The organism is Enterobacter sp. CM29 (assembly GCF_013179605.1).
GTDB lineage: Bacteria > Pseudomonadota > Gammaproteobacteria > Enterobacterales > Enterobacteriaceae > Enterobacter > Enterobacter intestinihominis.
Genome location: NZ_JABMCU010000102.1, coordinates 1 through 15,927 on the forward strand (window position 1 = coordinate 1; position 15,927 = coordinate 15,927).

The 15,927-nt window shown below is 56.3% G+C and carries 13 protein-coding genes; 8 read left to right on the top strand and 5 right to left on the bottom strand.

Annotated elements, in window-relative coordinates:
- A partial coding sequence (locus HP459_RS13725; protein ID WP_253939639.1) for a penicillin-binding transpeptidase domain-containing protein occupies positions 1-1,410 on the top strand: 1,410 nt, incomplete at its 5' end.
- A gap of 93 nt (positions 1,411-1,503) precedes the next feature.
- Here HP459_RS13725 and nudE read toward each other — a convergent pair.
- Entirely contained in the window at positions 1,504-2,064 is a 561-nt protein-coding gene (gene nudE / locus HP459_RS13730; protein WP_003861622.1) for an ADP compounds hydrolase NudE, read from the bottom strand.
- Positions 2,065-2,391: 327 nt separating this feature from the next.
- Between nudE and HP459_RS13735 the strand changes: the two genes are divergently transcribed.
- The 4 genes from HP459_RS13735 to hslO all read left to right on the top strand — a co-directional run bounded on the left by HP459_RS13735 (position 2,392) and on the right by hslO (position 6,579).
- Positions 2,392-4,530, top strand: coding sequence for an intracellular growth attenuator family protein (locus HP459_RS13735; protein WP_171936340.1), 2,139 nt, complete (start codon positions 2,392-2,394; stop codon positions 4,528-4,530).
- A 64-nt stretch (positions 4,531-4,594) separates the two neighbouring features.
- The gene (gene yrfG / locus HP459_RS13740; RefSeq protein WP_003861619.1) at positions 4,595-5,278 is read left to right on the top strand and encodes a GMP/IMP nucleotidase; all 684 of its coding nucleotides are present in this window, start codon (positions 4,595-4,597) and stop codon (positions 5,276-5,278) included.
- Entirely contained in the window at positions 5,275-5,676 is a 402-nt protein-coding gene (gene hslR, locus HP459_RS13745) for a ribosome-associated heat shock protein Hsp15 (protein WP_003861618.1), read from the top strand. The genes yrfG and hslR overlap by 4 nt, the downstream gene beginning before the upstream one ends.
- Positions 5,677-5,694: 18 nt before the next feature.
- Positions 5,695-6,579 carry an Hsp33 family molecular chaperone HslO gene (gene hslO, locus HP459_RS13750; RefSeq protein WP_006812239.1) on the top strand — a complete coding sequence of 295 codons (885 nt, stop codon included), beginning with the start codon at positions 5,695-5,697 and terminating at the stop codon, positions 6,577-6,579.
- Positions 6,580-6,701: 122 nt separating this feature from the next.
- Here the strand turns inward: hslO and HP459_RS23525 are convergent, their stop codons facing one another.
- The gene (locus HP459_RS23525; protein ID WP_253939640.1) at positions 6,702-7,100 is read right to left on the bottom strand and encodes a hypothetical protein; all 399 of its coding nucleotides are present in this window, start codon (positions 7,098-7,100) and stop codon (positions 6,702-6,704) included.
- Positions 7,054-8,460: a DUF4153 domain-containing protein gene (locus HP459_RS13755; protein ID WP_253939641.1), complete on the bottom strand. Its 1,407-nt coding sequence runs from the start codon at positions 8,458-8,460 to the stop codon at positions 7,054-7,056. The genes HP459_RS23525 and HP459_RS13755 overlap by 47 nt, the downstream gene beginning before the upstream one ends.
- A gap of 376 nt (positions 8,461-8,836) precedes the next feature.
- Here HP459_RS13755 and pckA point away from each other — a divergent pair, with 376 nt between their 5' ends.
- Positions 8,837-10,453 (top strand): phosphoenolpyruvate carboxykinase (ATP), encoded by a 1,617-nt coding sequence (gene pckA, locus HP459_RS13760; protein ID WP_046620356.1) that lies wholly within the window; start codon positions 8,837-8,839, stop codon positions 10,451-10,453.
- A gap of 93 nt (positions 10,454-10,546) precedes the next feature.
- On the opposite strand, the gene envZ is transcribed toward pckA, so the two are convergent.
- A complete protein-coding gene (gene envZ / locus HP459_RS13765) occupies positions 10,547-11,893 on the bottom strand; it encodes a two-component system sensor histidine kinase EnvZ (RefSeq protein WP_003861615.1) in 1,347 nt (448 codons plus the stop codon).
- Positions 11,890-12,609 (bottom strand): two-component system response regulator OmpR, encoded by a 720-nt coding sequence (ompR, locus tag HP459_RS13770; RefSeq protein WP_001157751.1) that lies wholly within the window; start codon positions 12,607-12,609, stop codon positions 11,890-11,892. Before ompR ends, envZ begins: the two co-directional genes overlap by 4 nt.
- A gap of 228 nt (positions 12,610-12,837) precedes the next feature.
- Between ompR and greB the strand changes: the two genes are divergently transcribed.
- Both greB and HP459_RS13780 read left to right on the top strand, forming a co-directional pair.
- Positions 12,838-13,311, top strand: a complete 474-nt coding sequence (greB, locus tag HP459_RS13775; protein WP_022649631.1) for a transcription elongation factor GreB — start codon at positions 12,838-12,840, stop codon at positions 13,309-13,311.
- An 87-nt stretch (positions 13,312-13,398) separates the two neighbouring features.
- Positions 13,399-15,729 (top strand): Tex family protein, encoded by a 2,331-nt coding sequence (locus tag HP459_RS13780; RefSeq protein ID WP_063850332.1) that lies wholly within the window; start codon positions 13,399-13,401, stop codon positions 15,727-15,729.
- The last annotated feature ends 198 nt before the right edge of the window (positions 15,730-15,927 follow it).

Consider the following 15,927-nt stretch of genomic DNA (forward strand, 5'->3'; position numbering starts at 1 on the left):
GCGCGTCCGTACCGTTCTGACACCCTTCAGGGGCCTACTCCACGTAAAGTGACGGATGTGGTACAAACCGGACAACAAATCTGGGTGCGTCAGGTAGGCGATGCCTGGTGGCTGGCACAGGTGCCGGACGTCAACTCTGCCCTGGTCTCCATCAATCCGCAGAACGGTGCCGTGATGGCGCTGGTTGGCGGGTTCGATTTCAACCAGAGCAAATTTAACCGCGCAACCCAGGCGCTGCGTCAGGTCGGTTCGAACATCAAACCGTTCCTGTATACCGCGGCGATGGACAAGGGGCTAACGCTCGCCAGCATTCTCAACGACGTGCCAATCTCCCGATGGGATGCCGGTGCGGGCTCTGACTGGCAGCCGAAGAACTCTCCGGCGCAATACGCTGGCCCTATCCGTCTGCGTCAGGGCCTTGGCCAGTCGAAGAACGTGGTCATGGTTCGCGCGATGCGTGCGATGGGCGTTGATTATGCGGCAGAGTATCTGCAACGCTTCGGCTTCCCGGCGCAAAACATCGTTCATACCGAATCTTTGGCGCTCGGCTCCGCGTCCTTCACGCCGCTCCAGGTCGCACGTGGCTACTCGGTAATGGCAAACGGCGGCTTCCTGGTCGATCCGTATTTCATCAGCAAAATCGAGAACGATCAGGGCGGCGTACTGTTTGAAGCGAAGCCGAAAATTGCCTGCCCTGAATGCGATATTCCGGTGATTTACGGCGACACGCCAAAATCCAATGTCCTTGAAAACAAGGATATGGAAGATGTTGCCATCTCTCAGGAACGTCAGAATCTGGCGGTGCCGCAGCCTCAGCTGGAACAGGCCAATCAGGCGCTGGTCGCCCAGAGTGGCGCGCAGGAGTATGCTCCACACGTGATCAGCACGCCGCTGTCGTTCCTGATTAAGAGCGCGCTGAACACCAACATCTTTGGCGAACCGGGCTGGCAAGGCACCGGCTGGCGAGCGGGCCGCGATTTGCAGCGCCGCGACATCGGCGGCAAAACAGGCACAACCAACAGCTCAAAAGATGCCTGGTTCTCAGGTTATGGCCCGGGCGTTGTCACCTCGGTCTGGATTGGTTTTGACGATCACCGCCGCACTCTGGGACGCACAACCGCTTCTGGCGCAATTAAAGATCAGATTTCCGGTTACGAGGGTGGGGCTAAGAGTGCGCAACCGGCCTGGGATGCTTACATGAAGGCCGCTCTCGAGGGCGTGCCGGAGCAGCCGCTAACGCCTCCGCCGGGCATTGTCACGATCAATATTGACCGCAGCACCGGACAGCTCGCGAATGGCGGCAACAGCCGTGCCGAGTATTTCATCGAGGGTACGCAGCCAACCACGCAGGCGGTGCATGAGGTGGGTACCGAAATCATTGATAACGGCGAAACGCACGAACTGTTCTGACGCCAACAAAAAAGCCGGGCGGTGGCGACGCCTGACCCGGCCTACAGCGTAATGCAAAACGGCAACCTTCGGTTGCCGTTTTTAATGGTGGCGCTACAAACGCCCCTGCCCCTTCAGCCACTCCCGCACCAGGAACAGTGCGCTCACGTTGCGTGCCTCGTTAAAGTCAGGATCTTCCAGCAAATCCATCAGGTGGGCCAGCGGCCAGCGAACCTGCGGCAGCGGTTCCGGCTCGTCTCCTTCCAGCGATTCAGGATAGAGATCTTCCGCGACAACAATGTTCATTTTGCTGGAGAAATAGGACGGCGCCATGCTCAGCTTTTTCAGGAACGTCAGCTCTTTCGCGCCAAAGCCGACCTCTTCTTTCAGCTCCCGGTTTGCCGCTTCAAACACCGTTTCGCCCGGATCGATCAGTCCTTTGGAGAAGCCCAGCTCGTAGGATTCTGTGCCCACGGCGTATTCACGAATGAGGATCAGGTGCTCGTCGACGATAGGCACTATCATCACCGCTTCACGCGAGGAGGGGCGCATACGCTCATAAACACGACGCACACCGTTGCTGAACTCCAGATCCACACTTTCAACATTAAACAGACGCGATTTTGCGACGGTTTCAACATTCAGAATGGTGGGCTTTTGTAAGGGTTTGGTCATCTTGACGGGTCTTTGCTGGGTGAACTGGCTTTATTGTGCGATACGCCGCACGGTTTCGGCAATGTCAATTGCTCTTTATTTACATTTATGCAACGTAACTGTAGGCAATTCTCATTTCAAAACAAATGTCAAGAGGTTGAAAAGTTTCCAGGAATTTGCTGATATCGCGCCGGAACAGGCTTTGTTATCATTACCGGTCACTGGGATGCGCGTCAACATGCTCAAGTTAGACTCCATACTTGCCGATAGCCGACCACAGAATCTCATTCATTGTACAAAAGGTGCGACTGACAACACCTGTAAGAAGATAAGTAAGATGGGGAAAGCATGAGCACCATTTTGATTTTTCTCGCTGCTGTGCTGGCCTGCGCGTCGATTGCGGTGTGGGTATTCAGGCGCCGCGTACATCGCCGTTATCGGCTGCCCTTTTTGAACGCGTTTGCCGGGGCAAACACGCGCAAGCTTTCGCCAGAGGAACGCAGCACCGTTGAGCAGTATCTCGACACGCTGAACCGATCCCGGCTTTCGCCTGGCCCTACCGGCGCCAGCGCCGCCCCCGTATCGCTCAACCTTAACGCACAAAGCGACACAGTTTTGTGCGTAACGCGCTCTATTACCCGCTACGGCATCACAACCGACGATCCCAACAAATGGCGTTACTATCTCGACTCTGTTGAAGTGCACCTGCCTCCCTTCTGGGAGCAGTATATCAACGACGAAAACAGCGTCGAGCTCATCCATACCGATACGCTGCCGCTGGTTATCTCCCTTAATGGTCATACTCTGAGCGAATATGTTCAGGAAGCGCCACGCTTTGCGCTGGAACGCGCGAGCGGAACGCAGGCCTCTATTCGTGGTGAAGAGACAGAGCAGATTGAACTGCTCAACATCCGCCAGGAAACGCATGAAGAGTACGTCCTGAGCCGCCCGGATGGCATTCGCGAAGCAGTGCTGATTGTCGCCTCGTTCCTGCTCTTTTTCATCTGCCTGCTGACGCCGGACGTGTTTGTTCCGTGGCTCGCGGGTGGCGCAGTACTGCTTCTGGCCGCCGGGCTGTGGGGCATATTTGCCCCGCCGGCAAAAACGTCATTACGCGAAATTCACTGCCTGCGCGGAACCCCAAAACGCTGGGGACTGTTCGGCGAGAACGATCAGGAACATATCAACAATATCTCGCTCGGGATCATCGATCTTATCTATCCGCGCCACTGGCAGCCGTGGATTGCGCAGGACCTGGGCCACAAAACGGATATTGATATCTATCTCGACCGCCACGTTGTACGCCAGGGACGTTACTTATCCCTGCACGACGAAGTAAAAAACTTCCCGCTTCAGCACTGGCTTCGCAGCGCGGTGATTGCCGGTGGCGCCGCGTTAATCTTCCTCATGCTGCTGCTTTTCGTGCCGCTGGATATGCCGATTAAATTTACCCTGTCATGGATCAAAGGGGCGCAAACCGTGGAAGCCACCAGCGTACAGCAGCTCGAAGAAGCGGGTGTACGCGTGGGGGATACGTTGCGGCTGAAAGGCACCGGGATGTGTAATATCCACTCACCGGGCGCCTGGAACACGCGCCAGAACTCGCCGTTCGCGCCGTTCGACTGCTCTCAGATCATCTGGAATGACGCCTCTCCGCTGCCGCTTCCGGAATCGGATGTGGTCAATAAGGCCACCGCGCTCACCCAGACGATTAATCGCCAGCTCCATCCAAAACCGGATGATGATTCTCGCGTCAGCCCTGCCCTGCGTTCGGCCATTCAGAAGTCCGGCATGGTGCTGCTGGATGACTTTGGCGAAATCGTCCTGAAAACAGAAGATCTCTGCTCAGCTCAGGATGACTGTATCCGGCTGAAGAACGCGCTGGTCAACCTCGGCAACAGCAAAGACTGGGACGCGCTGGTGAAACGCGCCGAAGCGGGACGCCTCGATGGTGTGAATGTGCTTCTGCGTCCGGTCAGCGCCGAGTCGCTGGATAACCTGGTGGCGACCTCTACCGCCCCCTTCGTGATGCGTGAAACCACCCGTGCCGCCCAGGCGCTTAACAGCCCGGCGCCGGGTGGTTTTGTGATTGCCAGCGATGAAGGCAGCGACCTGGTGGATCAACCCTATCCGCAGGTTTCGCTGTATGACTATCCAGCCCAGGAGCAGTGGAGCGAATTCCAGCGTCTGGCGCAGATGCTGATGCAGACGCCATTCAGCGCGGAAGGGATCGTCACCACCCTCTTTACCGACGCCAACGGCACGCGTCATATTGGCCTGCACCGTATGCCGGATAGCGCTGGCCTGTGGCGCTATGTAGGGACATCCCTGCTGCTGATTGCGATGCTGGCGTGTATTGTCTGGAACGGTTATCAGGCCGTACGCCGCTATCAGCGCTCCCGCACGCGACTGGCAGAAATCCAGGCCTACTACGAAAATTGCCTAAACCCGAAACTGATCTCCTCTTCTGAGAGCCTGATCGGATAACGTCTCTGCGCGACAAGTTGTGCTACCCTGTCGCGCACGTTTCTTCTGGCTGGAGTTCCCCCTTATGCATCTTAATATCGACTGGCAGGCGGTCGATACCGTCCTGCTTGATATGGACGGCACGCTGCTTGATCTCGCCTTTGATAACTATTTCTGGCAAAAGCTGGTTCCGGAAACGTACGGTGAACAGCAGGGGATCTCCCCGGCGGAAGCGCAGGAATTCATTCGTTCGCAATATAGCGCGGTGCAGCATACGCTAAACTGGTACTGTCTTGACTACTGGAGCGAGCGACTCGGTCTGGATATTTGCGCCATGACCACCGCCCAGGGCGCACGCGCCGTTCTGCGCGAAGATACGGTCCCGTTCCTGGACGCGCTGAAAGCCTGCGGTAAGCGCCGTATTTTGCTGACAAATGCGCATCCCCATAACCTGGCCGTGAAGCTGGAACATACCGGTCTTGCTTCGCACCTTGATTTATTGCTTTCCACCCACACATTTGGTTATCCGAAAGAGGATCAGCGGTTGTGGCATGCCGTGGTGGAAGAGACCGGTTTACAGCCGGAACGCACGCTGTTCATTGACGACAGCGAGCCGATTCTGGATTCTGCGGCCGCATTTGGCATTCGCTATTGTCTGGGCGTGACCAATCCTGATTCCGGCCTGGCTGAAAAAAGCTATCTGCGACATCCGGGGCTGAACGACTATCGCCGGATGATCCCCTCACTCACCGTGAAGGAGACGCCATGAAAGAAAAACCCTCTGATGGGGTAAGACTGGATAAATGGCTGTGGGCCGCCCGTTTTTACAAAACGCGCGCCCTTGCCCGAGAAATGGTTGACGGCGGAAAGGTGCATTACAACGGTCAGCGCAGCAAACCGAGCAAGCTGGTTGAACTGAATGCCACGTTAACGCTTCGCCAGGGCAACGATGAGAAAACGGTGGTGGTGAAAGCCATTACCGAACAGCGGCGGCCCGCAACCGAAGCCGTTTTGCTGTATGAAGAGACGGCCGAAAGCATAGAGAAGCGCGAGAAAACCGCGCTGGCGCGCAAAATGAATGCGCTGACGATGCCTCACCCGGACCGGCGACCGGATAAAAAAGAGCGCCGCGATCTGATGAAATTTAAACACGGTGAGAGCGAGTAACCCTCACCTGCATGAGAGATGAAAATGGCCCAACACGACCAATTACACCGCTATCTGTTTGAACAATTCGCCGTGCGCGGCGAGCTGGTCACCGTATCCGAAACCTGGAAACAGATTCTGGAAAACCACAACTACCCGCTGCCGGTAAAAACCCTGTTGGGCGAACTGCTGGTTGCCACCAGCCTGCTGACCGCCACGCTGAAGTTCGCTGGCGATATTACCGTCCAGTTGCAGGGCGATGGCCCAATGTCGCTGGCGGTGATCAACGGCAATAACCAGCAGCAGATGCGCGGCGTGGCGCGCGTTCAGGGCGATATCCCTGAAAATGCGGATCTGAAAACGCTGGTCGGTAACGGCTACCTGGTCATCACGATCTCGCCTGAAGAAGGTGAGCGCTATCAGGGCGTTGTCGGTCTGGAAGGCGATACGCTTGCCGCCTGCCTGGAAGATTACTTCATGCGTTCCGAACAGCTGCCAACCCGTCTGTTCATCCGCACCGGTGAAGTGGATGGCCAGCCTGCTGCCGGTGGTATGCTGCTTCAGGTTCTGCCTGCGCAGGATGCGCAGACCAATGATTTCGAACATCTGGCAACGCTGACGGAAACCATCAAAGCGGAAGAGCTGTTCACCCTGTCGGCGACCGACGTGCTGTGGCGTCTCTACCACGAAGAAGAAGTGACGGTTTACGATCCGCAGGCGGTGGAATTTAAGTGCACCTGCTCCCGCGAGCGTTGTGCTGGCGCCCTGAAAACGCTGCCGGATGAAGAGATCGACAGCATCATGGCGGAAGACGGTGAAATCGATATGCACTGTGACTACTGCGGTACGCACTACGTGTTCAATTCGATGGATATCGCGGAGATCCGCAATAACGCCTCTCCGGCGGATCCGCAGGTTCACTAAGCTCTGAGCCTGTTGCCCGGCGGCGCTATGCTCGCACGGGCCTACAATGAATTGTGCAATTTTTTGATATGATTGCTAATTGTAGGCCGGGTAAGCGTAGCGCCACCCGGCAAGAAAGAGCACTAACGCCGCTGCGCATTATTGTAACTGTCGTAGCTCATATCGACACGCTCCCCAAAAATCTCAATATCCGCCCAGGGCTTCACGACAGATTTCACTTTCCTCTGCCTTAATGCGCGGTCAAGTTCTTCTCTGGTCAATGCCTCCGGCATTTTCCACGCGTCCCCGGCGATCCTCCAGCCCGTGTTGGTTTGTGTGTAAGCCACGATCGTGCGATCGGTAAATTGAAATAGCACGGTTTCAGGCTTGCCGTCGCCGTTAAGATCCAGCGGCATGAGTAAACAGTTACTCTGGGCGCTATCGCAGCTCTCAAAGCGATACTGATTGCTGAGCATGGCTTGCCACAATGCCTTATCAGGACGAGCCATTCCCGGTGCGAGCTGGACCTGTTTTTCCAGCATCGCTGGCGGTCATCTTACCTGCTCCGCCAGCGTTCCTGGAGAGAAGACCATTTATTTCACGCTGGCGTTTTGGGTTAGAGATAAACTGCGGATCGTTTTGCAGCGTGAGCATCGCCTCCCGCCCCTTTCGTCCAGCGTTACTGAGCATATACAGGCTGACTTGATCCGCAGTTATTCTGCCGTCCTGATAGCGGGCCATATGGCTTGCAACGCTTATTCGCCACGGATCCAGCACGGGGGTATGGATCAACGCCAGGAAGATGAGGGAAAGCAGCCCGGTCGTCGGGATGACGTACGCATGGATCTTCTGCGGCTCACGGCGCTGAATCAGAACGCTGGCGCAAAAACCGACCGCCCAGACCAGCGCCACGATGGTTATCAATACCCCGTACAGACGCTCGGGTGACCAGCCGTATTGCGAAATGCGTAGCCACAGCGCCCACCCCGCCAGAACCGGATACGCGGGTACGATAGCCACAGCAAGGCGAATCATCCCTCGCAGCGGGGCATAGTAAGGCAGCGTTTGACGCTGTGGATGCCACACTATCGTCACCAGGAATAACAGCAGCAGCGCTAAGGTGGTCAGCAAGCCCGCGGCGGATATTCTGGCTGAAATGGATTCAAAGCCGACAAAAGGCAACGCGCCAATAAAGAGCAGCGCCAGCGCCGCCATCAGTGGAAGCAGACCGGTGGCGATGAGGGTCAGCAGATTTTGCAGGGCAAGGATTAACCTTACCTGCATGCGCGTGAGCACGGCCGCACTGGCTGAAACCACGCCAATCGCCACTGAAATAAACCCGTCAGAATGAAAGAAAAGCAGATCAAAAAAGCCGATGCCGATAAGTTCGAAAAGCTCGGCCCAGAGGAAAAGCACCAGCCAGAAGAGACCATTCGAAACAAAAATAATGAGCAGCGTCAGCGCGTTATGCCAGTTTCGTTGATAAAAGTCGCTGTAGAACGAGGTAGTCGGGACGGGATCCAGACGCCGCTGAAGCCATGGCAACACGAACAGCGTCATCAGCAGCAGATGAAAGCCGAAAACGAGCATCTCATCTCTGAGATTCCAGCTTTCGAGTCCTGCAACGCTCCACTTAAGCCAGCCGCCCATACCCGCGACTGCCGCGCCGATCATCCCGAGTGACAGCCACAAAAATGGCTTTCTGAATGACGTCATGGCAAGAGACAACGTGGTTGTCATTACCACGGTGGCAGGTACTACACACATCAGCCACAGCGTATCCGATGGCAATTTTGCGTACTCGATATACCACGTAATTACATAGCAAATTACGCCCTGTAGAGCCCCCGCCAGCACGACGGCTACGCGCGTTGAAGGAGATAACGTCTCACGGTTTTCCATTTCTCATCCCTTGTTCATGAAAAATCTATTGTCTCATCAAGGCAAAAGTCTGGCCCCCACCTCAAACTCTGAAAATAGCTGACCCAAGAGACCTGAATCGTTTTCCCAATGTAACTCTTACGTAATTTTCTTTCATGTATGCGATTACATTCACATTCTTCTGGATAAATTCACCAGAGATTAACCTTTTAAGAACATTTTCCCCAACCAAAAAGCGATTCCTGCGATAATCTGCCCGCCCTGTGACTGGAGTCGCAGCGTTTTCCGTTAGTAAGGGTTTTGACCAGATACGTAAATCTATGAGCCCCGTCGCGGTTAACATCCCCAGAAAAACCCTACAATTTCAGGCAGTACATATTGGCTAAGGAGCAGTGATATGCGTGTTAATGGTTTAACCCCGCAAGATCTCAAGGCTTATGGTATTCACGACGTCCAGGAAGTGGTCTACAACCCCGATTACGATACGCTGTATCAGGAAGAGCTCAATCCGGCACTGGAAGGGTACGAGCGAGGTGTGTTGACGAATCTTGGTGCTATCGCCGTCGATACCGGTATTTTTACCGGCCGTTCGCCGAAAGATAAATACATCGTCCGAGATGATACCACCCGCGATACGCTGTGGTGGGCCGACAAAGGCAAAGGGAAGAACGATAACAAACCGCTCTCTCCTGAAACCTGGCAGCATCTGAAAGGGCTCGTCACCCATCAGCTTTCCGGCAAGCGTCTGTTCATCGTCGATGCTTTCTGCGGCGCTAACGCCGACACCCGTCTCTCCGTTCGGTTTATCACTGAAGTGGCCTGGCAGGCGCATTTCGTGAAGAACATGTTCATTCGTCCGACCGATGAAGAACTGCAAAACTTCACCCCTGACTTTATCGTGATGAACGGCGCGAAATGCACCAACCCGCAGTGGAAAGAGCAGGGTCTGAACTCCGAAAACTTCATCGCCTTCAACCTGACCGAGCGTATCCAGCTGATCGGCGGTACCTGGTACGGCGGCGAAATGAAGAAAGGGATGTTCTCGGTCATGAACTACCTGCTCCCGCTGCGCGGTATCGCCTCCATGCACTGCTCGGCGAACGTCGGTGAAAAAGGTGACGTGGCGGTGTTCTTCGGCCTTTCCGGCACCGGTAAAACGACGCTGTCCACCGATCCAAAACGTCGTCTGATTGGCGACGACGAGCACGGCTGGGACGACGACGGTGTGTTTAACTTTGAAGGCGGCTGCTACGCGAAAACCATTCGCCTGTCTGAAGAGGCAGAGCCGGATATCTACCACGCGATTCGCCGCGATGCGCTGCTGGAAAACGTCACCGTGCGTGCCGATGGCTCTGTTGACTTCGACGATGCGTCCAAAACCGAAAACACCCGCGTCTCTTACCCGATTTACCACATCGACAACATCGTGAAGCCGGTGTCGAAGGCGGGCCACGCCACGAAGGTGATTTTCCTGACCGCGGACGCGTTCGGCGTGTTGCCGCCAGTTTCCCGCCTGACCGCCAGCCAGACGCAGTACCACTTCCTCTCTGGCTTTACCGCTAAGCTGGCGGGTACCGAGCGCGGCGTGACCGAGCCAACCCCAACCTTCTCCGCCTGCTTCGGCGCAGCGTTCCTGTCGCTACACCCAACGCAGTATGCGGAAGTGCTGGTGAAACGCATGCAGGCATCCGGCGCACAGGCGTACCTGGTGAACACCGGCTGGAACGGGACGGGCAAACGTATCTCCATCAAAGATACACGCGCCATCATCGACGCGATTCTGGATGGTTCATTGGATAACGCCGAGACCTTTACGCTGCCGATGTTCAATCTGGCGATCCCAACAGAGCTGCCTGGCGTGGATACGCGTATCCTCGATCCGCGTAACACCTACGGTTCACCGGAACAGTGGCGTGAGAAGGCAGAATCGCTGGCGAAACTGTTTATCGAAAACTTCGAGAAGTATACCGACACCCCGGCGGGTGCTGCGCTGGTGAGTGCGGGACCAAGGTAAAAGCAAAAAGGCAACGAAAGTTGCCTTTTTTAATGTTTTCTCCCTCTCCCCGTGGGAGAGGGCCGGGGTGAGGGCATCAGGCCCCACCCTTTTTTAACTCTCTTTCACCTGCCCCCGTAAAACCGGCACCGGTAACCATGCGCGAATGCTCAAACCACCCCGTTCGCTGGTGCCAATTTCCAGCAGTCCGTTATGGTTATCAACAATACGCTGCACAATCGCCAGGCCTAAGCCGGTTCCGCTGGTGCTGCGCGCGCTGTCGCCGCGCACAAACGGCTGGAACAGGTGCTTACGCTGCTCAGGCTTGATGCCCGGGCCATCGTCTTCCACCTGGAACCAGGCGCGGTTGAGTTCCGTACCGCTGCTGACTTTGATCCAACCGTTGCCGTAGCGCGCCGCGTTGACCACCATATTCGCCACCGCGCGTTTGATGGAGAGCGGGTGCATACGTACCTGAATCTCGCCCGCCTGAAGGTCGGTCGCAATTTCACGTTCGTAGCCGCTTTCGGCGGCAACAACTTCGCCCAGAACCGCGTTCAGATCCGCCATCTCCATCGGCATCTCCTGCCCGGTACGCAGGTAGTCGATAAACTGCTCGATGATGGCGTTACACTCTTCGATATCCTTGTTGATGGACTCTGCAAGATAACCATCCTGCTCGCCCATCATCTCTGTTGCCAGCCGGATACGTGTCAGCGGGGTGCGAAGGTCATGGCTAACCCCCGCCATCAGCAGCGTACGGTCGTCAGCCAGCTGTTTAACGCCTGCCGCCATGTGGTTAAAAGCACGCGTTACCGAGCGCACTTCCGATGCGCCATACTCGCGCAGCGGCGGTGGGATAATACCTTTACCAACCTGCAATGCCGCATGCTCCAGGTCGACCAGCGGTCGGTTCTGGATACGAATAAACAGCCATGCGCCGCCGATAGCCAGCAGCATGATCGCCAGGGTGTATCGGAACAGCGGTGAGAAGTCGCCCTGATGAATCTCGGTGAGCGGAACACGCACCCAGATGTTGGGTGACAGCCAGGTTTTCAGCCAGACAACCGGCGAGCTTTTATTGACCTCAACGCGCACTTCCGTCGGGCCGCCAAGCTGCTGCGCCATCTGCTGGCTAAGGAATTCATAGTGCTGCGCCCAGCGCAGGCCGGCATCTTCCGCCGCTTCGTTCGAATAGAGAGAAATGCCCAACTCACGGTAGATTTCCCGACGGAATGCCGGGGGAACAACCAACTGCGTGCCGTCCTCCAGTTGCAGTTTGTCGGTCATCAGCATACGCACTTCGTATGCCAGCACCTTATTAAACTGCTGAAGGCTCGGCAGGATCGCAAAGTTCAGCACCACCAGGTAGGTCGTCACCAGGCTGACAAACAGCAGGGTGACGATCAATAACAGCGTGCGGGCAAACGAACTTCGCGGCGAGAAGCGCATTCGCCTCATGCTTTAGAGCCGTCCGGGACAAACACGTAGCCCAGACCCCACACGGTCTGAATATAACGAGGATGCGCCGGATCTTCTTCCACCATGCGGCGCAGACGAGAGATCTGCACGTCGATAGAACGTTCCATTGCGGAGTATTCACGGCCGCGCGCCAGGTTCATCAGCTTGTCACGTGAAAGCGGTTCACGCGGGTGGCTGACCAGCGCTTTCAGTACCGCAAACTCGCCGCTGGTGAGCGGCATTGGCTCATCTTCACGGAACATTTCACGGGTGCCGAGGTTCAGCTTGAACTTACCGAATGCAATGACGGCCTCTTCCTGAGACGGCGCGCCCGGCAGCTCGTTCGCCTGACGACGCAGCACGGCGCGAATACGCGCCAGCAGTTCACGCGGGTTGAACGGCTTAGGAATGTAGTCATCAGCGCCAATCTCAAGGCCGACGATACGGTCAACTTCTTCACCCTTCGCCGTCACCATGATGATTGGCATCGGGTTGCTCTGGCTACGCAGACGACGGCAAATAGAGAGCCCATCTTCGCCAGGCAGCATCAGGTCCAACACCATCAGGTGGAAGGATTCACGCGTCAGCAGACGATCCATCTGTTCCGCGTTCGCGACGCTACGAACCTGGAAGCCCTGCTCGGTCAGATAACGTTCCAGCAGCGCACGCAGGCGCATGTCGTCATCTACGACCAGAATTTTGTAGTTCTCTTGCATTGTGTGTACTCCCAAAGGTTCGGATAAGCCTGGAACAGCGTATTCTAAAAAAGTGCACGGGTTCGACCAGCAAATTCTGGTATAAATTCTAGACGAAATTGTTACAAAGCATATTTAACAGCAGCTTATCTGTTCATTTCATCACATAAATCATTATTAATCTTGTCTGTTACACTGTGCGCTACGTATTGTGCGCAAAGACAGTTAACCGGCATTAAAGGCAGCACCATGAAAACGCCTCTGATCACCCGCGAAGGGTACGAGAAACTCAAAAAAGAGATGGATTACCTGTGGCGCGAAGAGCGTCCGGAAGTGACCAAAAAAGTCACCTGGGCCGCAAGTCTGGGCGACCGCAGCGAGAATGCGGACTATCAGTACAATAAAAAGCGACTGCGCGAAATCGATCGCCGGGTACGCTACCTGACGAAGTGCCTCGAGAATCTCAAAATTGTCGATTACTCCCCGCAGCAGGAAGGTAAAGTGTTTTTCGGCGCGTGGGTCGAAATTGAAAACGACAACGGCGACACCCTGCGTTTTCGTATCGTTGGCTATGATGAAATTTTCGGTCGTAAGGATTACATTTCTATCGATTCACCCATGGCCCGCGCCCTGCTGAAAAAAGAGGTGGGCGATTTAGCCGTTGTCCAGACGCCCGCGGGTGAAGCAAGCTGGTACGTCAACGAAATCGAGTATGTTAAATAGTCCGAGAGCGCCCTCCCCGGCTGGCATTTTTTGGTGTCAGCCCGTATAACTATCCCCCTGATTTTCGATCCACAAGATGAACTGACCATGATGAAAGAGTCGCTCTGCCGCATTATTGCGGGTGATATTCAGGCCAGAGCCGAACAGGTAGAAGCTGCCGTTCGTCTGCTTGATGAAGGGAACACCGTGCCGTTTATTGCACGTTATCGTAAGGAAGTCACCGGCGGTCTGGATGACACGCAGCTGCGTAACCTTGAGACCCGTCTGGGCTATCTGCGCGAGCTGGAAGACCGACGTCAGGCGATCCTCAAATCTATCGGCGAGCAGGGAAAGCTGACCAGTGACCTGGAAAAAGCCATTAACGGCACCCTGAGCAAAACCGAACTTGAAGATCTCTATCTGCCGTACAAACCGAAGCGCCGCACGCGCGGGCAGATTGCGATCGAAGCCGGCCTTGAGCCGCTGGCCGACCTGCTGTGGAACGAGCCGTCTCACGATCCGGAAACCGAAGCCGCCAGATTTATCGACGCCGAAAAAGGCGTAGCGGACACCAAAGCCGCGCTGGACGGCGCTCGCTACATTCTGATGGAGCGCTTCGCCGAAGACGCGGCGCTGCTGGCCAAAGTGCGTGATTACCTGTGGAAGAACGCCCATATCGTCTCCACCGTGGTGTCCGGCAAAGAGGACGAAGGCGCGAAATTCCGCGACTACTTCGATCACCACGAACCCATTTCTACCGCGCCGTCTCACCGCGCGCTGGCGATGTTCCGCGGTCGTAACGAAGGCGTGCTGCAACTCTCCCTGAATGCCGATCCGCAGTTTGACGAGCCGCCTAAAGAGAGCCACTGTGAGCAGATCATTATGGATCACCTCGGTCTGCGCCTGAACAACGCCCCGGCGGACAGCTGGCGCAAAGGCGTGGTGAGCTGGACCTGGCGCATCAAGGTGCTCATGCACCTCGAAACCGAGCTGATGGGCACCGTGCGCGAGCGCGCCGAAGACGAAGCGATCAACGTCTTCGCCCGTAACCTGCACGACCTGCTGATGGCTGCGCCGGCTGGCCTGCGCGCCACCATGGGTCTCGATCCGGGTCTGCGCACCGGCGTGAAGGTGGCCGTGGTTGACGGCACCGGCAAGCTGGTTGCCACCGACACCATTTACCCGCACACCGGTCAGGCAGCGAAAGCGGCTATCGTGGTCGCCGCGCTGTGCGAGAAGTACAACGTTGAGCTGGTTGCCATCGGTAACGGTACGGCGTCCCGCGAAACCGAACGTTTCTATCTCGACGTGCAGAAGCAGTTCCCGAAAGTGACGGCGCAGAAAGTGATCGTCAGCGAAGCGGGGGCATCTGTCTATTCCGCCTCTGAGCTGGCAGCGCAGGAGTTCCCGGAACTGGACGTTTCCTTGCGCGGTGCGGTCTCTATCGCCCGTCGTTTGCAGGATCCGCTGGCGGAGCTGGTGAAAATTGACCCGAAATCCATCGGCGTGGGCCAGTATCAGCACGACGTGAGCCAGACGCAGCTGGCGCGCAAGCTGGATGCGGTGGTGGAAGACTGCGTTAACGCCGTCGGCGTGGACCTGAACACCGCTTCCGTTCCGCTGCTGACCCGCGTAGCAGGCCTGACCCGTATGATGGCGCAGAATATCGTCGCCTGGCGTGATGAGAACGGTCAGTTCCAGAACCGCCAGCAGCTGCTGAAGGTGAGCCGTCTGGGGCCGAAAGCTTTTGAGCAGTGCGCGGGCTTCCTGCGCATCAACCACGGCGATAACCCGCTGGATGCCTCTACCGTTCACCCGGAAGCCTATCCGGTTGTCGAGCGTATCCTGGCCGCCACCCAGCAGGCGCTGAAAGACCTGATGGGCGACAGCAGCGCGCTGCGTAACCTGAAAGCGGTGGATTTTACCGACGAACAGTTCGGCGTGCCGACGGTCACTGACATCATCAAAGAGCTGGAAAAACCGGGCCGCGATCCGCGTCCTGAGTTTAAAACCGCGACCTTTGCTGACGGCGTGGAAACCATGAACGACCTGCTGCCGGGCATGGTGCTGGAAGGGGCGGTAACCAACGTCACCAACTTTGGCGCGTTTGTGGATATCGGCGTGCATCAGGACGGTCTGGTGCATATCTCTTCCCTGGCCGACAAGTTCGTTGAAGATCCGCACACCGTGGTCAAAGCGGGCGACATCGTGAAGGTGAAAGTGCTGGAAGTGGATCTTCAGCGCAAGCGTATCGCCCTGACCATGCGTCTGGACGAGCAGCCGGGCGACACTAACGCGCGCCGTGGCGGTAATGGCGGTGGCCGTGAACAGCAGCGTCCGGCAGCGAAAGCCGCGAAGCCACGCGGACGTGACGCACAGCCAGCAGGCAACAGCGCGATGATGGATGCTCTGGCAGCGGCGATGGGTAAGAAACGCTAATCCTGTAAATGCCCCTCACCCTAACCCTCTCCCCAAAGGGGAGAGGGAACTTGAACACCCTCGCCCCTTTGGGAAGAGGGCCGGGGTGAGGGGAAAAATTATATCGTAAAATATGAAACCGATTGCATATCCATATTTAAACCGCTATTTATCACTCCATTAACAAATACGCTTTTTATTCCTTCCCGGGTATTCCCG

What these genes read in the sequence shown, in the direction of transcription:
- nudE (WP_003861622.1), bottom strand. Translation starts at nt 2,064, where the DNA reads ATGACCAAACCCTTACAAAAGCCCACCATTCTGAATGTTGAAACCGTC.
- HP459_RS13735 (WP_171936340.1), top strand. Translation starts at nt 2,392, where the DNA reads ATGAGCACCATTTTGATTTTTCTCGCTGCTGTGCTGGCCTGCGCGTCG.
- yrfG (WP_003861619.1), top strand. Translation starts at nt 4,595, where the DNA reads ATGCATCTTAATATCGACTGGCAGGCGGTCGATACCGTCCTGCTTGAT.
- hslR (WP_003861618.1), top strand. Translation starts at nt 5,275, where the DNA reads ATGAAAGAAAAACCCTCTGATGGGGTAAGACTGGATAAATGGCTGTGG.
- hslO (WP_006812239.1), top strand. Translation starts at nt 5,695, where the DNA reads ATGAAAATGGCCCAACACGACCAATTACACCGCTATCTGTTTGAACAA.
- HP459_RS23525 (WP_253939640.1), bottom strand. Translation starts at nt 7,100, where the DNA reads ATGCTGGAAAAACAGGTCCAGCTCGCACCGGGAATGGCTCGTCCTGAT.
- HP459_RS13755 (WP_253939641.1), bottom strand. Translation starts at nt 8,460, where the DNA reads ATGGAAAACCGTGAGACGTTATCTCCTTCAACGCGCGTAGCCGTCGTG.
- pckA (WP_046620356.1), top strand. Translation starts at nt 8,837, where the DNA reads ATGCGTGTTAATGGTTTAACCCCGCAAGATCTCAAGGCTTATGGTATT.
- envZ (WP_003861615.1), bottom strand. Translation starts at nt 11,893, where the DNA reads ATGAGGCGAATGCGCTTCTCGCCGCGAAGTTCGTTTGCCCGCACGCTG.
- ompR (WP_001157751.1), bottom strand. Translation starts at nt 12,609, where the DNA reads ATGCAAGAGAACTACAAAATTCTGGTCGTAGATGACGACATGCGCCTG.
- greB (WP_022649631.1), top strand. Translation starts at nt 12,838, where the DNA reads ATGAAAACGCCTCTGATCACCCGCGAAGGGTACGAGAAACTCAAAAAA.
- HP459_RS13780 (WP_063850332.1), top strand. Translation starts at nt 13,399, where the DNA reads ATGATGAAAGAGTCGCTCTGCCGCATTATTGCGGGTGATATTCAGGCC.